Annotated in this window: 14 protein-coding genes and 1 other annotated feature; of the genes, 2 read left to right on the forward strand and 12 right to left on the reverse strand. The window is 44.7% G+C overall.

Annotated elements, in window-relative coordinates:
- Window positions 1-7: 7 nt before the first annotated feature.
- Window positions 8-1,633: a putative polysaccharide biosynthesis protein gene (locus LGO15_RS18765; protein WP_226085523.1), complete on the reverse strand. Its 1,626-nt coding sequence runs from the start codon at window positions 1,631-1,633 to the stop codon at window positions 8-10.
- Between the two features lie 293 nt (window positions 1,634-1,926).
- Here LGO15_RS18765 and LGO15_RS18770 point away from each other — a divergent pair, with 293 nt between their 5' ends.
- Entirely contained in the window at window positions 1,927-3,195 is a 1,269-nt protein-coding gene (locus LGO15_RS18770) for a BaiN/RdsA family NAD(P)/FAD-dependent oxidoreductase (protein WP_226085524.1), read from the forward strand.
- Between the two features lie 20 nt (window positions 3,196-3,215).
- Here LGO15_RS18770 and LGO15_RS18775 read toward each other — a convergent pair whose 3' ends face one another.
- From LGO15_RS18775 to glcD, 6 genes are all read right to left on the reverse strand, one after another.
- A complete protein-coding gene (locus LGO15_RS18775; RefSeq protein WP_226085525.1) occupies window positions 3,216-3,395 on the reverse strand; it encodes a hypothetical protein in 180 nt (59 codons plus the stop codon).
- Window positions 3,396-3,568: 173 nt separating this feature from the next.
- Window positions 3,569-3,754, reverse strand: coding sequence for a sporulation protein Cse60 (locus LGO15_RS18780; protein ID WP_167834517.1), 186 nt, complete (start codon window positions 3,752-3,754; stop codon window positions 3,569-3,571).
- 57 nt (window positions 3,755-3,811) lie between these two features.
- Entirely contained in the window at window positions 3,812-4,123 is a 312-nt protein-coding gene (locus tag LGO15_RS18785; protein ID WP_167834516.1) for a rhodanese-like domain-containing protein, read from the reverse strand.
- 177 nt (window positions 4,124-4,300) lie between these two features.
- Complete coding sequence (leuS, locus tag LGO15_RS18790; protein WP_226085526.1) at window positions 4,301-6,715, reverse strand: leucine--tRNA ligase; 2,415 nt, start codon at window positions 6,713-6,715, stop codon at window positions 4,301-4,303.
- A gap of 81 nt (window positions 6,716-6,796) precedes the next feature.
- Window positions 6,797-7,016, reverse strand: a binding site (T-box leader).
- Window positions 7,017-7,200: 184 nt separating this feature from the next.
- Window positions 7,201-8,529 (reverse strand): (Fe-S)-binding protein, encoded by a 1,329-nt coding sequence (locus LGO15_RS18795; RefSeq protein WP_226085527.1) that lies wholly within the window; start codon window positions 8,527-8,529, stop codon window positions 7,201-7,203.
- A gap of 2 nt (window positions 8,530-8,531) precedes the next feature.
- The gene (gene glcD, locus LGO15_RS18800) at window positions 8,532-9,938 is read right to left on the reverse strand and encodes a glycolate oxidase subunit GlcD (protein ID WP_226085528.1); all 1,407 of its coding nucleotides are present in this window, start codon (window positions 9,936-9,938) and stop codon (window positions 8,532-8,534) included.
- A 337-nt stretch (window positions 9,939-10,275) separates the two neighbouring features.
- On the opposite strand from glcD, the gene LGO15_RS18805 reads away from it, so the two are divergent.
- Window positions 10,276-10,998 carry a FadR/GntR family transcriptional regulator gene (locus tag LGO15_RS18805; RefSeq protein WP_226085529.1) on the forward strand — a complete coding sequence of 241 codons (723 nt, stop codon included), beginning with the start codon at window positions 10,276-10,278 and terminating at the stop codon, window positions 10,996-10,998.
- Between the two features lie 62 nt (window positions 10,999-11,060).
- Here the strand turns inward: LGO15_RS18805 and LGO15_RS18810 are convergent, their stop codons facing one another.
- The 5 genes from LGO15_RS18810 to LGO15_RS18830 all read right to left on the reverse strand — a co-directional run bounded on the left by LGO15_RS18810 (window position 11,061) and on the right by LGO15_RS18830 (window position 16,895).
- Window positions 11,061-11,837, reverse strand: a complete 777-nt coding sequence (locus LGO15_RS18810) for a 3-hydroxybutyrate dehydrogenase (protein ID WP_226085530.1) — start codon at window positions 11,835-11,837, stop codon at window positions 11,061-11,063.
- Window positions 11,838-11,852: 15 nt separating this feature from the next.
- Window positions 11,853-13,172, reverse strand: a complete 1,320-nt coding sequence (locus LGO15_RS18815; RefSeq protein WP_226085531.1) for a GntP family permease — start codon at window positions 13,170-13,172, stop codon at window positions 11,853-11,855.
- A gap of 349 nt (window positions 13,173-13,521) precedes the next feature.
- Window positions 13,522-14,883, reverse strand: a complete 1,362-nt coding sequence (locus tag LGO15_RS18820; RefSeq protein ID WP_226085532.1) for a sigma-54 interaction domain-containing protein — start codon at window positions 14,881-14,883, stop codon at window positions 13,522-13,524.
- A 93-nt stretch (window positions 14,884-14,976) separates the two neighbouring features.
- Window positions 14,977-15,504, reverse strand: coding sequence for a CueP family metal-binding protein (locus LGO15_RS18825; protein WP_264163769.1), 528 nt, complete (start codon window positions 15,502-15,504; stop codon window positions 14,977-14,979).
- Window positions 15,505-15,710: 206 nt separating this feature from the next.
- Window positions 15,711-16,895, reverse strand: coding sequence for an MDR family MFS transporter (locus tag LGO15_RS18830; protein ID WP_226085533.1), 1,185 nt, complete (start codon window positions 16,893-16,895; stop codon window positions 15,711-15,713).
- Window positions 16,896-17,228: the final 333 nt, after the last annotated feature.

A 17,228-nucleotide genomic window follows, 5' to 3' on the forward strand; every position in this document is an offset into this window, starting at 1 on the left:
TTTCCTATTATACCGGCAGCCTTATTTTGCGCTTGATTTTGGTGACACGGTCCCCGAAGAGCCTGTCCACCAGTTTGGTCCGGAATCCAAGATAAAAGTATACCGCAGCTCCTACCATTGCAGAGATTCCAATAAGTACAATCGACTGGAACTTCGCAGCCGGTGACAGGAATTGGACGAGCACTTCATAGAATGCCAATGTTACACCTGCCATCAAACCTGAAAATACAAGTATCAGAATAACCCTTCTGGTCACAAAGCCCATTGGATACCTTGCGAACTTTTTGATTACATACATATTGATGAGAATCGCTGCCACATAACCCAACGCAGTTGAAAAAACAGCACCTTGCGTTTCGAACATCTTGATCATTGGAATATTGAGAGTAAGCTTCACCAATAGTCCTGTCAGCAAACTCAAGATTGTAAAACGCTGTTCATTTATTCCTTGCAGGATGGCCGCTGTAACGGAATAAAGTGCAAATAAGATGGCTACTGGCGCATAGGTTCTCAGAATTTCAGTTCCTAAAGGATCATTTTCATAGAAAACTGTGAACATAGGCTGTGCAAGTAAGGACAAACCAATAGCTGCAGGGACAGTCAGATACATGAGTACCTGGAAGGTTTGGTCCAGCTGACGTCGCATTCCTATGCGGTCATTATCCGTAAATGCCTTCGTAATGCTAGGAACCAAAGTCAAAGAAAATGCGGTAGCCAGCGATACTGGAATAATGACGAGTTTATGTGTTTGGAAATTCAATACACCAAAGGCTGCCTGAGCATCATTCGGGTCCAGCCCTGTAGATACCATCGCCTTTTCAAAAGTGATCATATCAATGAACTGGAACAATGGATTAGCAATGCCGACAAAGACAAAAGGAGCAGCGTAAATCAATATTTCCTTATAAATTTCTTTTAAGGAGATATCCATTGTGCCCTTGTCTTCTTTTAACAATTCATCGAGATGCGGCTTACGTTTAAACCAGTACCATCCAAGAACACCAAGACTGCCAATTGCCCCAATGAACGCAGCAAAAGTTGCGACACTGACAGCCGTAACCATACTTCCTTTCATGATGGCTAAAACAATATAAGCCCCTGCCAGCAAAAAGACAATCCTGACAACTTGTTCAACAACCTGTGAAACAGCAGATGGCCCCATTGATTGATGTCCTTGAAAATAGCCTCTGATCAAACTCATGAATGGCACAATTATTAACGCAAAGCTAACAGCCCTGATTACAGTAGTGACATCCTCTGGCCTGATTTTAACATTGCTGTCACTTGAACTGATGGTAATATCCGCTAAGAGTGGTGCTGTCAAATACATCACCAGGAACGACAATATTCCCGTTCCCAACATGACAGCTATACCTGACTTGAATAACTTCCTTCCGACCGCATATTCACCGAGAGCGTTATACTTGGCGATAAATTTAGAAACAGCCAGTGGTACTCCTGCTGTTGCGACGCTAATGAAAATCGTGTAAGGGATGTAGGAGTATGAATAAAGCACTGTCCCATATTTATCGATAATCGCGTAAAAAGGAATAACATAAAACAGCCCCAGCACTTTTGATAGTATCGTGCCAAGCGTCAGTATGAACGTCCCTCTTAAAAGCTTTGATGACATAAGATCCCTACTTTTCAATCTATATAATAAAAACAGATTACAAACTTGTATTTTACCATAAACACATTCACATACAGTGATATTTATCAATGGATGCAGAATTTGCCTGTATCCATGCTGCAGAGTTTTCCTGCATTCCCTAGTTTACTCCTTCTGGGTGCTGACTGCCAGTTTTCCGGCTGGATTTCGTTTGAAGGATCTCATTCATGGCAATGTTTTTAATGAAGAGATACATTATAATAATAAAAGTGCTCAAATGATTTTAAAAAGTAATACGAAAAGTTGGTGAAGCAATGAAATACGATGTAATCGTCCTTGGCGGCGGTCCGTCTGGCTTGATGGCAGCAATTGCTGCTGGTGAACAGGGAGCGAAGGTGCTGCTGATTGACAAAGGAGACAAGCTTGGTCGAAAACTGGCGATCTCCGGCGGCGGGCGCTGTAATGTGACCAACCGGCTGCCTGTAGATGAAATCATTAAACATATACCCGGAAATGGACGGTTCTTATACAGCGCCCTTTCGATTTTCAGCAATGAAGATATTATTTCATTTTTTGAAAGGCTCGGCATCCAGCTAAAAGAAGAGGATCACGGCCGGATGTTCCCAGTCAGTGACAAAGCACAATCTGTTGTGGACGCCCTTTTATCAAAGCTGAAAGAATTAAAGGTAGAAATCAAGACGAACACTCCAGTTGCTCATGTACATTACAAGGATGGCAAAGCTGAGTCGGTTGAACTGAAAAATGGTGAAAGATTCTATGCTGAAAGCGTCATTATCGCTGTCGGCGGAAAATCTGTGCCCCATACTGGTTCAACTGGTGATGGGTATGCCTGGGCGGAAAAAGCGGGCCATACAATCACTGCATTGTTCCCAACTGAAGTTCCATTGACCTCTTCTGAACCATTTATAAAAGAAAAGGTTTTGCAGGGCCTATCGCTGAGAGGAGTGGCGCTTAGCGTCCTGAATCCAAAAGGGAAAGCGCTGATTACGCATAAAATGGATATGATATTTACACACATTGGTGTCAGCGGACCTGCGGTTCTTCGCTGCAGCCAGTTCGTCGTAAAAGCAATGCAGAAATGGAACCTGAAAGAGGTTGTCATGTCCCTGGATGCCCTTCCTGACATGAAAGAGGAAGAATTGTTCCAGGAGATCAATAAACTGATCAAAGCCGAGCCAAAAAAAGCTGTGAAGAATTTGCTTAAAGGGCTGCTGCCTGAACGTTACTTGATGTTCCTGCTAGAGCGCAATGAGATCGATCCCGCTATGCAGGGAGGACAGCTCGGCCATGAAAAAATCAGAAGCTTCGCCAAGTCAGCCAAGCAATTCGAATTCAAAGTCAACGGCACCCTCCCGCTTGATAAAGCCTTCGTTACCGGAGGGGGCGTATCCGTCAAAGAAGTCGAGCCGCAAACAATGGCTTCAAAAAAAGCTGATGGCCTATATTTCTGCGGAGAAATCCTCGACATCCACGGCTATACTGGAGGCTATAATATCACCTCCGCCCTTGTCACCGGACGTCTCGCCGGAACCAATGCCGCAGAATTCGCGCTGCAAAAATAGAGTAAATGACTAAGTGTCCGTCATAAATTTTGATGACGGACATTTTTGCTCTCGTTCCATCTGTTTTTGTTCGTCATACCCTCGATGACGGACATTTTTTGCTGGCGTTCCACCTGTTTTTGTCCGTCATCGCCCTGATGACGGACACTTTTGCTTGATATCCTCCTATTTTTGTCCGTCATCGCCCTGATGACGGACACTTTTGCTCATATTCCTCCTATTTTTGTCCATCATAGCGTCCATGACGGACACTTTTGTTTGTCATCCATCTATTTTTGTCCATCATAGCCTCCACACCGGACACTTTTGCTCGCGTTCCAGTTGTTTTTACCCATCCCGATCACAAACTAAAACAGAGCCTGAGTGATAACACTCAGGCTCTGTACACAACCATGGCTGAAAAACAGTAGATTTGTTCTTCGTCTTCTTCTTCAGGCAGGACCGCGACATTGTATTTAATGTCTAAAAGCTTTTTTTCATCGAGCTTTTCCAGAAAGCGGTTCATATCCTGTTCTAAATCTTTTTCATGTTCGTGATCAAATACTCTGACCTGGATCAAGGTAAGTCGTCCTTCCTTTTTAGCATCCATTCTGGCCATATTTTCAGAATTTTATAATTATGGACGTTTTGTTTCTCCGCCCCAGCTCATCATGCCGCCAACCATGTTGCGTGTTTTGTAGCCCTGCTCATTCATGTAGTGGCAGACGTTGCCGCTTCGTGCGCTTGAACGGCAGATGAAGATGTATTCCTTATCTTTGTCGAATTCGTTCAGTCTTTCAGGGATTTCGCCCATTGGTACGTGCTTAGCTCCAGGAATCATGCCGGATTCCACTTCATCATGTTCACGTACATCAACCATTTCTGGCTTTTCGCCTGCTTCCAGCTTCTTTTGAAGTTCTTCTGTTGTGATTGTTTCAATTTTATTCATTGTGTATTTCCTCCATTTACTTGGATTTAATCTTCTTAAAAAGGATTCATAATACCATAATGTATTTTCCCCTATTTATTATATAAAAACTCTTTTTATAATACAAAGAAAAAACCTTACGGGGTATTTGCACCATTGAAACAAAGGATCGCCAAAGCGATCCTTTGCGTCAATAGATTAATTAGCAACAATATTAACGAGCTTTCCAGGTACCGCAATCACTTTACGGATTGTTTTACCGTCGATTTGTTCCTTAACGGCATCATCGCCCATTGCGATCTGCTCTAATGTTTCTCTATTTGCATCTACCGGTACCATCATCTTCGCCTTGATTTTTCCATTCACCTGGACAACGATTTCAACTTCGTCATCAACAAGCTTGGCTTCATCATAAGCAGGCCATGCTGCATAAGTGATGGATTCACTGTGTCCTAGCTTTGCCCAGAGTTCTTCAGCAATATGCGGCGTGATTGGCGCCAGCATTTTCACAAAGCCTTCCACGTATGCTTTCGGAAACTCTTCCGCTTTGTATGCTTCATTTATGAAGACCATCATTTGTGAAATCGCTGTGTTGAAGCGAAGTCCTTCGTAATCCTCAGTCACCTTTTTGACCGTCTGATGGTATACCTTCTCAAGGTTTACACTATCAGTATCCTTGACTTTCTCGCTTAGGCTGCCGTTTTCGTTGACGAACAAGCGCCAGATGCGGTCAAGGAAGCGACGAGATCCGTCAAGTCCGTTGGTTGACCATGCGATGGATGCTTCTAGCGGCCCCATGAACATTTCATAAAGACGAAGCGTATCTGCCCCATGGCTTTCAACGATCTCATCCGGATTGACGACATTGCCTTTTGATTTGCTCATCTTTTCATTATTTTCACCAAGGATCATCCCCTGGTTAAAAAGCTTTTGGAAAGGCTCCTTCGTGTGGACAACTCCTACATCGTAAAGGACCTTGTGCCAGAAACGAGCGTATAGCAAGTGCAATACCGCGTGTTCCGCTCCACCGATATAAATATCAACCGGAAGCCATTGCTTTAATTTCTCCTTATCAGCAAGTGCCTTGTCGTTTTTTGGATCGATATAGCGAAGGTAGTACCAGCAGCTGCCACCCCATTGCGGCATCGTATTCGTTTCCCTGCGGCCTTTTTTGCCTGTTTCAGGGTCAACGACATTCACCCAGTCATCGATATTGGCAAGTGGAGACTCGCCTGTACCAGATGGTTTGATATCCTTCGTTTTAGGAAGAACTAAAGGCAACTGGTCTTCTGGAACTGCTGACATTGTGCCATCTTCCCAGTGAATGATTGGGATCGGTTCGCCCCAGTAACGCTGGCGGCTGAACAGCCAGTCGCGAAGGCGGTAAGTGACCTTCTTCGTTCCGATGCCTTTTTCCTCAAGCCAGGATATCATCTTGCTGATGCCTTCTTCTTTGTTCATGCCATTTAGGAATTCAGAATTAACATGTTCCCCGTCGCCAGTGTAAGCTTCTTTTTGAATGTCTCCTCCGGCAACGACTTCCTTGATCTCCAAATCGAACTTTTTCGCAAATTCGTAGTCTCTTTCGTCATGGCCAGGTACCGCCATGATTGCTCCTGTTCCATATGAAGCTAGAACATAGTCAGCAATCCAGATTGGCATTTTTTCGCCGTTCGCCGGGTTGATTGCGTAAGCACCAGTGAAGACGCCTGTTTTATCCTTCGCAAGGTCCGTACGCTCTAGGTCGCTCTTGCTCTTGATTTCATCGATATATTTTTCGACTGCAGCCTTCTGTTCAGCTGTCGTGATTGAATCAACAAGCTGGTGTTCTGGTGCAAGCACCGCATAAGTTGCACCGAAAAGTGTATCAGGACGCGTTGTGAAAACCGTGAATGTTCCTTCATGACCCTCGATGTTGAACGTGATTTCAGCACCTTCAGAGCGGCCGATCCAGTTTCGCTGCATATCTTTCAAGCTTTCTGGCCAATCAAGCAAATCCAAATCCTCAAGCAGGCGATCTGCATAAGCAGTGATTTTAAGCATCCACTGTCTCATCGGACGGCGCTCGACCGGGTGGCCACCGCGCTCACTTTTTCCGTCGATTACTTCTTCATTCGCTAAAACAGTTCCAAGTGCCGGACACCAGTTAACCGCTACTTCATCAATGTACGCCAAGCCTTTTTCATAAAGCTTCAAGAAAATCCATTGCGTCCACTTATAGTATTCCGGATCTGTCGTGTTGACTTCGCGATCCCAGTCGTATGAAAAACCTAGTGCCTTGATCTGGCGGCGGAACGTGTTGATGTTCTGCTCTGTGAATTCTGCCGGATCATTCCCTGTATCAAGAGCGTACTGCTCTGCAGGAAGCCCGAACGCATCCCAGCCCATTGGATGAAGGACATTGAATCCCTGCATTCTTTTCATGCGGGATAGGATGTCAGTCGCCGTGTATCCTTCCGGGTGGCCAACGTGAAGACCGGCACCAGATGGATACGGGAACATATCCAGCGCGTAGAATTTCTCTTTACCTTTATCTTCAGTTGTTTTGAACGTTTTGTTTTCTTCCCAATGCGTTTGCCATTTTTTCTCGATTTCCTGATGGTTAAAACTCATCGTCAATGTCCTCCTGTTTGGTTTCGATTTATTTTTAGCGGATGGTGTTTCTTTTAGAAAATAAAAAACTCCCGTCCCTGTAAAAGGGACGAGAGGCTATGTATGATCTCCCGCGGTACCACCCAAATTAGTGTGCAACACTCGCTTCATTCATCCTTAACGCGGAAAACGGCAAGCACTACTGAAGAGTTCGCGCTTGCGACTCAAAGGCGAGTTCATGATGTTCCCGTCTGGCTTGCACCGACCGCCAGCTCTCTTGCACAGGTTTTACACCACTACTACTCCTTGTCGAAGTCTTTCGTTATGAATATAGAGATATTGTAATAAAATTCCCTCGCATATGCAAGCGGGGATGAAATAAATGATGATAGAAAGTATTATATGATGGTTTCTGCTGCTGGTGCAGGCTTTTTCCTATGCCAGCAGCCAGAAACCATCATTCTGGAAAGTGGTCCATCTGTAAAATTTCAGAAGGGCCTTATCGATTACTTTGTTTGTGCTGCCTCCAAAAGCATATCAACAATATGCACGCCTCTCATTTTTCCAGAAAGTCCTTCACGCTCAATCCCGAGCTTCATTTGAAGAAGACAGCCTGGATTAGCGGTAACAATCGTCGCTGCATGGGTAGCCTTTGCCTGAACCATTTTGGAGTCAAGGAGCTGCATCGACATTTCACTCTCGACGATATTGTAGATTCCTGCTGAGCCACAGCAACGGTCGGCATTCTCCATCTCTTGGTATTGTATTCCCTTGATGGACTGCAGCAATGTTCTTGGTGCTGAAGCTGTTTTCATGACATTGCGAAGATGGCATGAATCCTGATACGTAATGATTTGATGCGGCAGTTCGAGGTTCACTTTTTCATGAAAACCGACTTCGACCAATATTTGCGAGATATCCATGATTTTATCGGCAAATTTCAGGGCCCGTTCCTTCCATTCCGGATCATCCTTAAGCAAATGATCATAGTCGATTAAAAACGCCCCACAGCCCCCTGCATTGGTGATGATGAAATCGACCCCGGAATCCTCAAAGGCTTTAACATTCCGGCGAGCAAGTGCTTTCGCATCTTCCTTTTCACCACTATGCCCGTGAAGCGCTCCACAGCAAGCCTGGTCCTTCGGAATGACAATTTCACAGCCTGCAAGCTGCAAAAGCTTCATCGTTGCATTGTTTGTTTCCAGGAACATGGTATCCATCAGGCAGCCGCTAAAGAATGCGACCTTATGCGTCTTTGTCCCGATTGCTTCGAGGTGCTCAGGACGATTTTTCATTTCCTTCATTGTGGGTACCTGGGGAAGGACCTTTTCCATCGTGGCGAGAGACTCTGGAAACAGCTTCATCACACCTGTTCCGCGCGCCAATTTTTGGAGGCCAGAACGTTGATAGAATCCAATGAGTCCGGTCAGCCCCCTCATGCGCTCCTGGTGCGGGAAAAGCCCTTTGAAGACTGCATTTCTGACCACTTTTACGGGCATTGAAAACTTCTTGTTTTGATTGACAAGATCACGGGCATCTTCGAGAAGATGTCCATAGTTCACTCCTGATGGACAGACCGGTTCACATGCACGGCAGCCAAGGCAAAGGTCAAGTGATCGTTCAAAATCCTCATCCGGTTCGATAATCCCATCGACAACCGCCTTCATCAAAGCGATCCGCCCGCGTGGTGAATGTGATTCCTGATAGCCCGATTCGATATAGGTCGGACAGGTAGGGAGGCAGAAACCGCAGCGCATGCAGTTCAACAGTTCGTCCTGGTTCATCTTTTCCTGGAATTCTGCTTGGATTCTCTGCTGTTCTTGAATCGTTGTCATTCTCAAACCACCACCCGTTTCCTGCTGTCCTTCGCAAAAACCTTACCAGGATTCATGATATTGTTGGGATCCAGGGCCATTTTCACTGCCTTCATAGCCGCAATTCCTGCTTCGCCTAATTTCAACTCGAGGTACGGTGCTTTCATGACGCCGACGCCGTGCTCACCAGTAATCGTCCCGCCGAATTCAATGGCCTTTTCAAAAATTTCAGCAAATGCCTTTTCGACTCTTTCCATTTCATCATGGTTACGTGAATCTGTCGCACATGTAGGGTGAAGGTTTCCGTCTCCTGCATGGCCAAAGGTACAGATATTCAAACTATACTTATTCGCAATATCGTTGATGGCATTGACCATTCTCGCAATCTCAGACCTTGGTACAGTCGCGTCCTCCAATATTGTCGTAGGCGCTAATCTCGCGAGTGCGGACAATGCACTTCTGCGTGCAGTCCTCAGTGCTTCAGCCTCTGCTTCCGTTTGCGCCAGTTGCACAGATACAGCGTTTTCCTGTTTACAAACTTCGGCAATCCTGGCCATGTCACGTTCGACCACTTCGAGGGGGCCATCCTGCTCAATCAATAGCACGGCTTTGACATCTGTTGGCAGCCCGATTTTCGCAAAGTCCTCTACTACCTTCAATGTCGGCTGGTCCAGGAATTCAAGGGTAGCCGGAATGATTTTGCTGGCGATAATCTTGGATACTGATTTAGCAGCTGCTTCTAGATCTTGATATAAAGCAAGCATGGTTTGTTTTGTTTCTGGCATCGGAATTAGCTTAAGAGTTGCTTCAGTGATGACAGCCAATGTCCCCTCCGAGCCAACCAACAGCCTGGTAAAATCATATCCGGCAACATCTTTCGCCAATTTCCCACCTGTGGTGATGATATCCCCGTTTGGCAGTACTGCCTCAAGCCCAATCACGTAGTCCCTTGTGACTCCATATTTCAACCCGCGGAGACCGCCAGAATTTTCATTTATATTGCCGCCGATAGTGGATATTTTCATAGAACTTGGATCAGGTGGATAAAACAAGCCTTTTGGCTCGACTGCATTGATCAAATCAAGGGTCACTACCCCAGGCTGAACAGTAGCGGTAAGATTCTCTTCATCCACCTCAAGGATTTTGTTCATGTGTTTAAAAAGAAGTACGATACCGCCTTCTGTTGGACAAGTGCCTGCACATAGGTTCGTACCAGATCCACGAGGGACAATCGGAATTTGATTCTCATTGCATATTTTCACAATTTGTGAGATTTCTTCTTTATTTCGCGGACTTACAACACCATCCGGCATTGACTGAAAGTTAGGTGTTGCATCATATGAATAGACTAGCCGTCCAGCTTTGGAATCATCAAAATTAGCAGGACTGACGATTGAAATGATTTTTTCTTTGACCGTGTTTGAAAACATGAGTGTTCCCCCTCCGTTAGTTAAACAATGCAAAATCGGCCTTGTGGAATCATTCTTGAACAATAGCCATTTTGCAGGATAAACATTTTTAGATAAAAACAAATCCCCCAAAAAAGCTGATAGGAATCGCTTACAAAAATGTGGTATGGTCATCAGATGACCATACCTTAAATTATAGGATGTGGATAAGGACAATTTCAATATTTATTTACATTTAGTAAAATATTGTTAAGGTCTTGGATTGTCTATTGAAGCTTTTAAAATGGTAAAGAATATGATCGAACTAGGATAAAACTGTATAATGGAAGTCAAAAGAACGAACTTTGGAGGATCTACCTTGCAATACAATAAAATAAAACCTAAAAAGATATATGAAGAAGTTGCGGAAGCCATCCATACTATGATCAGTTCAGGTCAATTGCAGCCAGGGGATAAATTGGATTCTGTCCAGCAGCTGGCGGAAAACTTCCAGGTAGGGCGATCTGCCATAAGGGAAGCATTGACTGCTTTGAGAGCAATGGGGCTCATTGAAATCAGGCAGGGAGAAGGAACGTATGTGAAGCAGTTCGAGTCTGAGCAAATCAGTTTTCCTTTATCGACAGCCATCTTGATGAATGCACAGGATACAGCTCACCTGTTGGAAGTGCGGAAGATTCTTGAGACTGGAACTGTCTTTTCTGCTGCAAAGAAACGGACTGACATACAGCTGCAGACGATGAAAGAAGCGCTCGAAGAAATGAAACGTGCGAGCGGAGATGAGGAGCTTGGTGAAAAAGCGGATCTCCAATTTCATATGGCCATTGCTGAAAGCTCGCATAATCCACTATTGATCAGCTTGATGAACCATGTTTCCGGCCTGATGGGAGAAACAATGAAGGAAACCCGCCGGCTTTGGCTCTATTCCAAACAAACTACAACAGATCGCCTCTATGAGGAACACTATGCTATTTTCAAAGCGATAAAAGAACAGAATGCAGAAGAAGCGAGACGCGTGATGCTAAGCCATATCGAGAACGTCGAAATTATTCTCCATAAATATATGAACCAGTCTAAAAATTAGAGTTCAAATCATATCAAACAAAAAGCTGGTTTCCGGTGAAAAAGGAAACCAGCTTTTGTGGATTATTGAATCGTATAGCCTCCATCAATGACCGCAGCCTGGCCGGTGATCCCTTTCGCAGCATCACTAGCGAGGAACTTCACATAGCTGGCGATTTCTTCGACAGCCAGCAGCCGCTTTTGCGGCACGAGCGGAAATATGACTTCTTCTAGCACTTTTTCAAGCGGGACATTCCTTGTTTCTGCAAGGCTTGATAGCTGATTGCGGACGAGAGGCGTATCAACATAGCCGGGACAGACGGCGTTGACGGTTATCCCATGCTCAGCACTTTCAAGGGCAGCAACTTTGGTCAGTCCAATGACTCCATGTTTGGCACTGTTATAGGCTGCCTTACCAGCAAACCCAACTAGCCCATTGATTGAAGCCATATTGATCACCCGGCCAAAACCCTGCTTTTTCATGACTGGAAGCACATGTTTCAAGGCTACAAACGGAGCCGTCAGCATCACCTTTATCAACAGTTCAAACTTTTCCGTCGGGAAGTCTTCGATCATGGAGACATATTGCAGGCCTGCATTGTTAATCAGAACATCTACACGGCCAAAATGCTCGACGCATTTTGCAACGGCATGCTCAATGTCTTTTTCGTTGGTCACATCACATTTTAAACCAGCCGCTTCATATCCTGATTCCTGCAGATTGGCAGCCGCTTTTGCCACGGCTTCTTCCTGTAAATCTGTTAAAAATACTTTCGCGCCCTGCTCAGCAAAACTCTTGGCGATCTCATACCCGATTCCCTGGGCGGCACCGGTAATCAGGACAGCTTTATCTTTTACCATTCCGAAACTCCTTTCTTAAATACCTAATCCTAGAGAGAATAGAACAATCGCGATCGCCACACCAATCAATGGCACAATGACAGTCACAGCGGCGACTGGATTGTACGCATCCTGATGGGACTCGCCACAGATTGCCCTGACCGTCGTGACCACGTAACCGTTATGCGGCAGGGAATCAAGCGCTCCTGAGGAAATGGCGGCTACCCTGTGCAATGCTTCTGGATTGACGCCCATATCCATGTAGTGAGGTGCAAGCAATGGAAGCGCAATGGCCTGGCCCCCGGATGCTGAACCAGTCATCCCGGCAATGACGCTGACAGAGATTGCCGCCCCAATCAAAGGGCTTCCAGGTATATTTGTCATCGCATCAACGGCCGTCTGGAAGGCAGGCACCGCTTTTGCCACACCGCCAAATCCCACGACAGCAGCTGTATTCCCAATCGCAATCAAGGCACCCATCGTTCCTTCTGAAAGGGCTTCCCAGAAATTTTTGAAGTATTTGCGGTTCAATAAGTAGGCGGATACAACTCCCCCTAAAAGTGCAATGATCAATGCTGATTGTTTCAATGAATCATGGAAAACGAATGAGATCACCAATACCACTACTAATGGAATAAGGCCCATTAGAGGATGAGGCAGTTCCCTTTTTTCCAGCATAGGATCGGTCTTCCTAGCCTCAAATTTCTCGCCCTTTGCGACGGCTTTTGTAATCATTCGTTTTAACCACCAGTAACCAAAAATCATCATGAAGATGGCAACGATGGCACTGACCTCCCAGCCGGCAACTGGTGATGTATTAAGAAATTGGATAGGAATCCAGTTCTGGATTTCCGGAGAACCAGCAGACGTCATCGTAAATGTAACTGACCCGAAGGCCAATGCAGCTGGAATGAAGCGCCTTGGCAGATTTGCCTGCCTGAACAAGCTTAATGCCATTGGGTAAACTGAAAATGCTACGACAAACAAGCTGACACCGCCATATGTCAATACGGCACAGGCAGCGACAATAGCCAGCACAGCATACTTCATGCCCAGCTTCTCAACGATGAACTCAGACACACTGTCAGCCGCGCCGCTATCCTCCATTACTTTTCCAAAGATGGCCCCAAGCAGGAACATCATGTACCATGCAGTAACGAACCCAGAAAAGCCAGACATATAGTTCCCTACAAAGTTGGCAGCTCCTTCTTCCACCAGCTGCGGGAATAGCGGCATTCCACTTAACACGGCAACAAACAACGCAGAAATCGGACCGACAATCAGCAGGTTCATGCCCCTCATTGTCAGATAAATCAATAAAGCCAGTCCGCCAATCAATCCAATCATACTCAGCATTCTTTTTCCCCCTTGAAATTTAAATGAATAAAAACAAAAACTGCCCTCCTCACCCCAGTGGATGGTAACGCTTACAAAATATTGATTAAAATTGCTGTATTATCTTATTGCAACTATCGTGCCAACTTTTTGCACCATAAGATTCAGTACGTAGTCTTAATTTTCAGTTATTTAATTCCGAATTTCCGGATTATAGCATTCTTCCTGTTCGCTATATTAATAGAGTTCATGATTATCTAAGTTGTCCTGTTCCTGTTTGTTAATCACTATCCAAACAGTGAAAACTCAATTAAATAATGCTAGAAAACAGGAAAGTCCGGAAAATCGGACACCATTCCGAATTCCCGGACTATAAGAGGCCATATTTATTTAACTTCTCATAAAGCGTGGACCTGCTTATTCCAAGTTCCATGCCTACAAGTGCCTTGTCGTCATTATGTCGATCAAGGCTTTGCTTCAGAACCCATTTTTCTGTTTCTTCAACGATATCCTTAAGACTTTTGTTATTGAAGACAATGGCGGTCTGTGTTTGCAGGTAATCCGGCAAGGAATCCAGGGTGATTTGTTCTCCTTTTGTTAAATGGACTGCTGCTTCGATAACATTTTGCAGTTCACGGATATTCCCCGGCCAGCTGTATGACTTCAGGATTTCCATTACATGGCTTTCGATTCCTGAAATCCGCTTGCCTAACCGATTCGTGACTTTTTCAATAAAATAAGCGATCAGCACCGTCAAGTCTTCTGCACGTTCCCTTAATGAAGGAACACTGAATGGAACGACATTGATCCGATAAAATAAATCCTCCCTGAACCGTTTCTCTTCAATCATGTTCTCGAGCGGCCTGTTGGTGGCCGCGATAATCCTGACATCAACAGATATCGATTTTGTCGAACCAATCGGTTCTATCTCCCCATCCTGCAGGGCACGCAAAAGTTTAACCTGCATGCTCAGCGGCATGTCCCCGATTTCATCCAGGAAGAGGGTGCCGCCATTGGCCAGTTGGAACTTCCCCTTCTTGCCCCCTTTTTTCGCGCCAGTAAAAGCTCCTTCTTCATAGCCGAACAACTCTGACTCTAGCAGGTTTTCAGGGATTGCACCGCAGTTCACTTTGATAAATGGCTTCTGGTTCCTGCTGCTTAGCTGATGGATGCTGTGAGCAAACAACTCTTTCCCTGTACCGCTCTCCCCCCTGATTAAAATGGATATATCACTATTGGCTACCATTTTCACCTTTTCTTTTAAACTGATAATCTGCTGAGATTCCCCAAGTATGTCATCCAGCGTATATTTCACTCCAGAATCAATCTTCTGGATATACGGCTGCATCCTGGTCAGCAGGCTTTTTACATGGCTGTCCATTTTCATCCATTCTTGAGTATCCCTGAAAAACACCGTCCCAAATGCGGCGATCACTTCACCATTTTTAATGATCGGTACCCTGTTTGCAATCATGTAATTGCCTTTTATAAATTGCAAGTCAGCCAGTTCCTCTTTTCCGGTCTGTGCGACAATATGCATCCTGGTATTCTCGATCACTTGAGTCACATGCTTGCCAATCGTTTCTTCCCGATTGACTTCAAGGAATTCACAGTAGTTATGATTGATATAGATGATCCTTCCTTCTCGGTCTACAACAACAAGCCATTCAAACGCATTCTCAACAATGGTTTCAATAATATCTGCCGGTATATGGAAAAGCTTCGTATTCATAATCCGCCACCTGGTTTTTCTTTTGATTTTATCATACTTTTCTGAATACAATAATAAACACAAAAAAAAGCACCTGAAATAAGGTGCTTTCGTCTACATAAGCTGCATTGTTGTAATGCAAGTGGCGTCATTCTCAAAAGTAGATAGTTCGGATTCAACACTTTTCCCATTATATCCAATCTTTGTTTTGAACTTTTTATCACGTGGAAGCCACAAATCAATGAAACCATTCTGATGGGATTTCATTTTCTCATCAACAATCACGTTTCCATCTTCATCCTCAATATATACATCAAACTCTTTTTCAACCAGTTCACCTTGACAACCTGTCAAGCTATGATTCGTTCAAGGATGGGTTTGATTTTCGTAAGGCGCGATTGAGACGAAGAAGTCTTCCTCCGAAATATCATAGACTTGCTTGTCCCCTTCACTGTCAGCAACTGTCAGCTCTTGTGAGGTGATGGAAGCCTTGTGGTCTTTGTTTTTGCCCGCGCTGTAATCACTCACCAATTCCTTGATGTTTTGTTGTTGTTTTTCAGGTTCAGCAGATTCTTCCCCGCCATTACAGGCAGTTAATAAACCCGCAGCCAAAAACGCAATTCCGAGGATTTTATATTTCAACCCATTCACCCCCTTGTCTCTCAAAGATGATTATATCATAATCTCACAGTCCTATATTAGTTGGAAAATATGCATTTTTTATCGAGAAAAAATGCATAAATTGTGACCGATTAGATCAGCGGCATAGCAAGCCGGAGTTTGCTAAATTGACCCCTCTAATTTAAAAAGGGAGCCAGGCTTCCTTTGCCCAGCTCCATAGTATACCTTTATGCTTGTGCAGCAATCTTTCCAGTTTCCCTAATTTTTCGATCATAGATAACAGTAGTAAAAATCCCGATAAACATCACCGCAATCAAAATCGCAAACAGCATTGGCATCCCGTATAGGTCGACAAGGATTCCTCCCATAAGCGGGCCGATCATCCTTCCGCCAGTTGCGGTGCTGTTGACGATTCCCTGGTAAAAGCCTTCCCGTCCTTTTGGCGCCAAATCATTTGCGATAGTCGGAACCGCCGGCCAGATCAGCATTTCCCCAATCGTCAGGATCACCATGCCTGCAACAAAGCCAGAGAATGCTTGAGCGCCTGCGGCAACTGCATAGGAAACCATGAAGATGACCATGCCGATGATGATTTGCAGCTTCAGTTTATTCTGGAACGGCTTGATCAGCCTGTTGACAACCGGCTGGCCAAGTACAATCAGAGCGCCGTTAATTGTCCAAAGAATGCTGTATTGGTTCAGGGAAATGTTCAATTCCTGAGTGTAAGCGGCGATCGTTGTTTGCCATTGTACATACCCAACCCAGCAAAGCAGATAGCCAATCGCAAGGATCAAAAGAGCATACAGCTTTGTATGGCTTTTGACTGTGCCATTTTCCTGAAGTACATTCGTCTGCTTCGCTGCCCTGGTGTCGATGCGGCGATAGCCAATAATCGCGATCATCATGAAGATCAAGTACATGGCTGCGTTCGCCATGAAGATCAGCTGGAATGAGTAGGAGGCGACAAGTCCGCCAAGTGCAGCTCCAATAGCTACGCCTAGGTTCTGCGCCACGTAAATAGCGTTGAACGCTTTACGTCCGCCTTCCTTCCACACTGAACCTGCCATTGCATACATCGCCGGAAAGACAATTCCAGAGCCAAAACCGACCAATGTCAAAAAGAAAATATACTGCGGCCAGCCAGGCCAAAAGGTCAAGCCAAGCAGTGCCACGATGGTAATGCTGATTCCAAGAATAATAGACTTGTAACCGCCAATTTTATCAAAAAGACTGCCGCCAAATAGGTTGCCAATAACGCTGGCTGCAGAATTAAGCATTAATACGATCCCGGCAACAGACAGCGATTTGCCAAGGTGATCATTGATATAGATTGTGTTTAAAGGCCATAAAAAAGAGGAACCAGTAACATTTACTGCCATCCCGATAACTAATAGCCACAAGGCTCTAGGCATTATTCACGCCTTCTTTCACTGATAAATTTCGAATACCAAAGTAATTCTAGAGCTTTTCACAATTAGATGCAATAGGAATTTATGCAGATATTCGAAGTTCAAATTTTCTATTATTTTGAAGTTGAATATTAAAAAATCAGTGGGGTATTCAGATCGGGGAATTATGGATTTTTCGTTAGATGATGCACTCCCAACCTGCATGGATTTGCAGGATTTTTTAAAATTGAATCCGGGAATATTGACACTCCGCCCATTTTCTGTAAAACTAAAGAAAACACCGTACAAACTACCATTTGCACAGTGTTTTCGTATTTATCTTTTCTCTAAATTTAC

It is taken from the genome of Mesobacillus sp. S13 (assembly GCF_020422885.1).
In the GTDB taxonomy this organism is placed as follows: domain Bacteria; phylum Bacillota; class Bacilli; order Bacillales; family Cytobacillaceae; genus Mesobacillus; species Mesobacillus selenatarsenatis_A.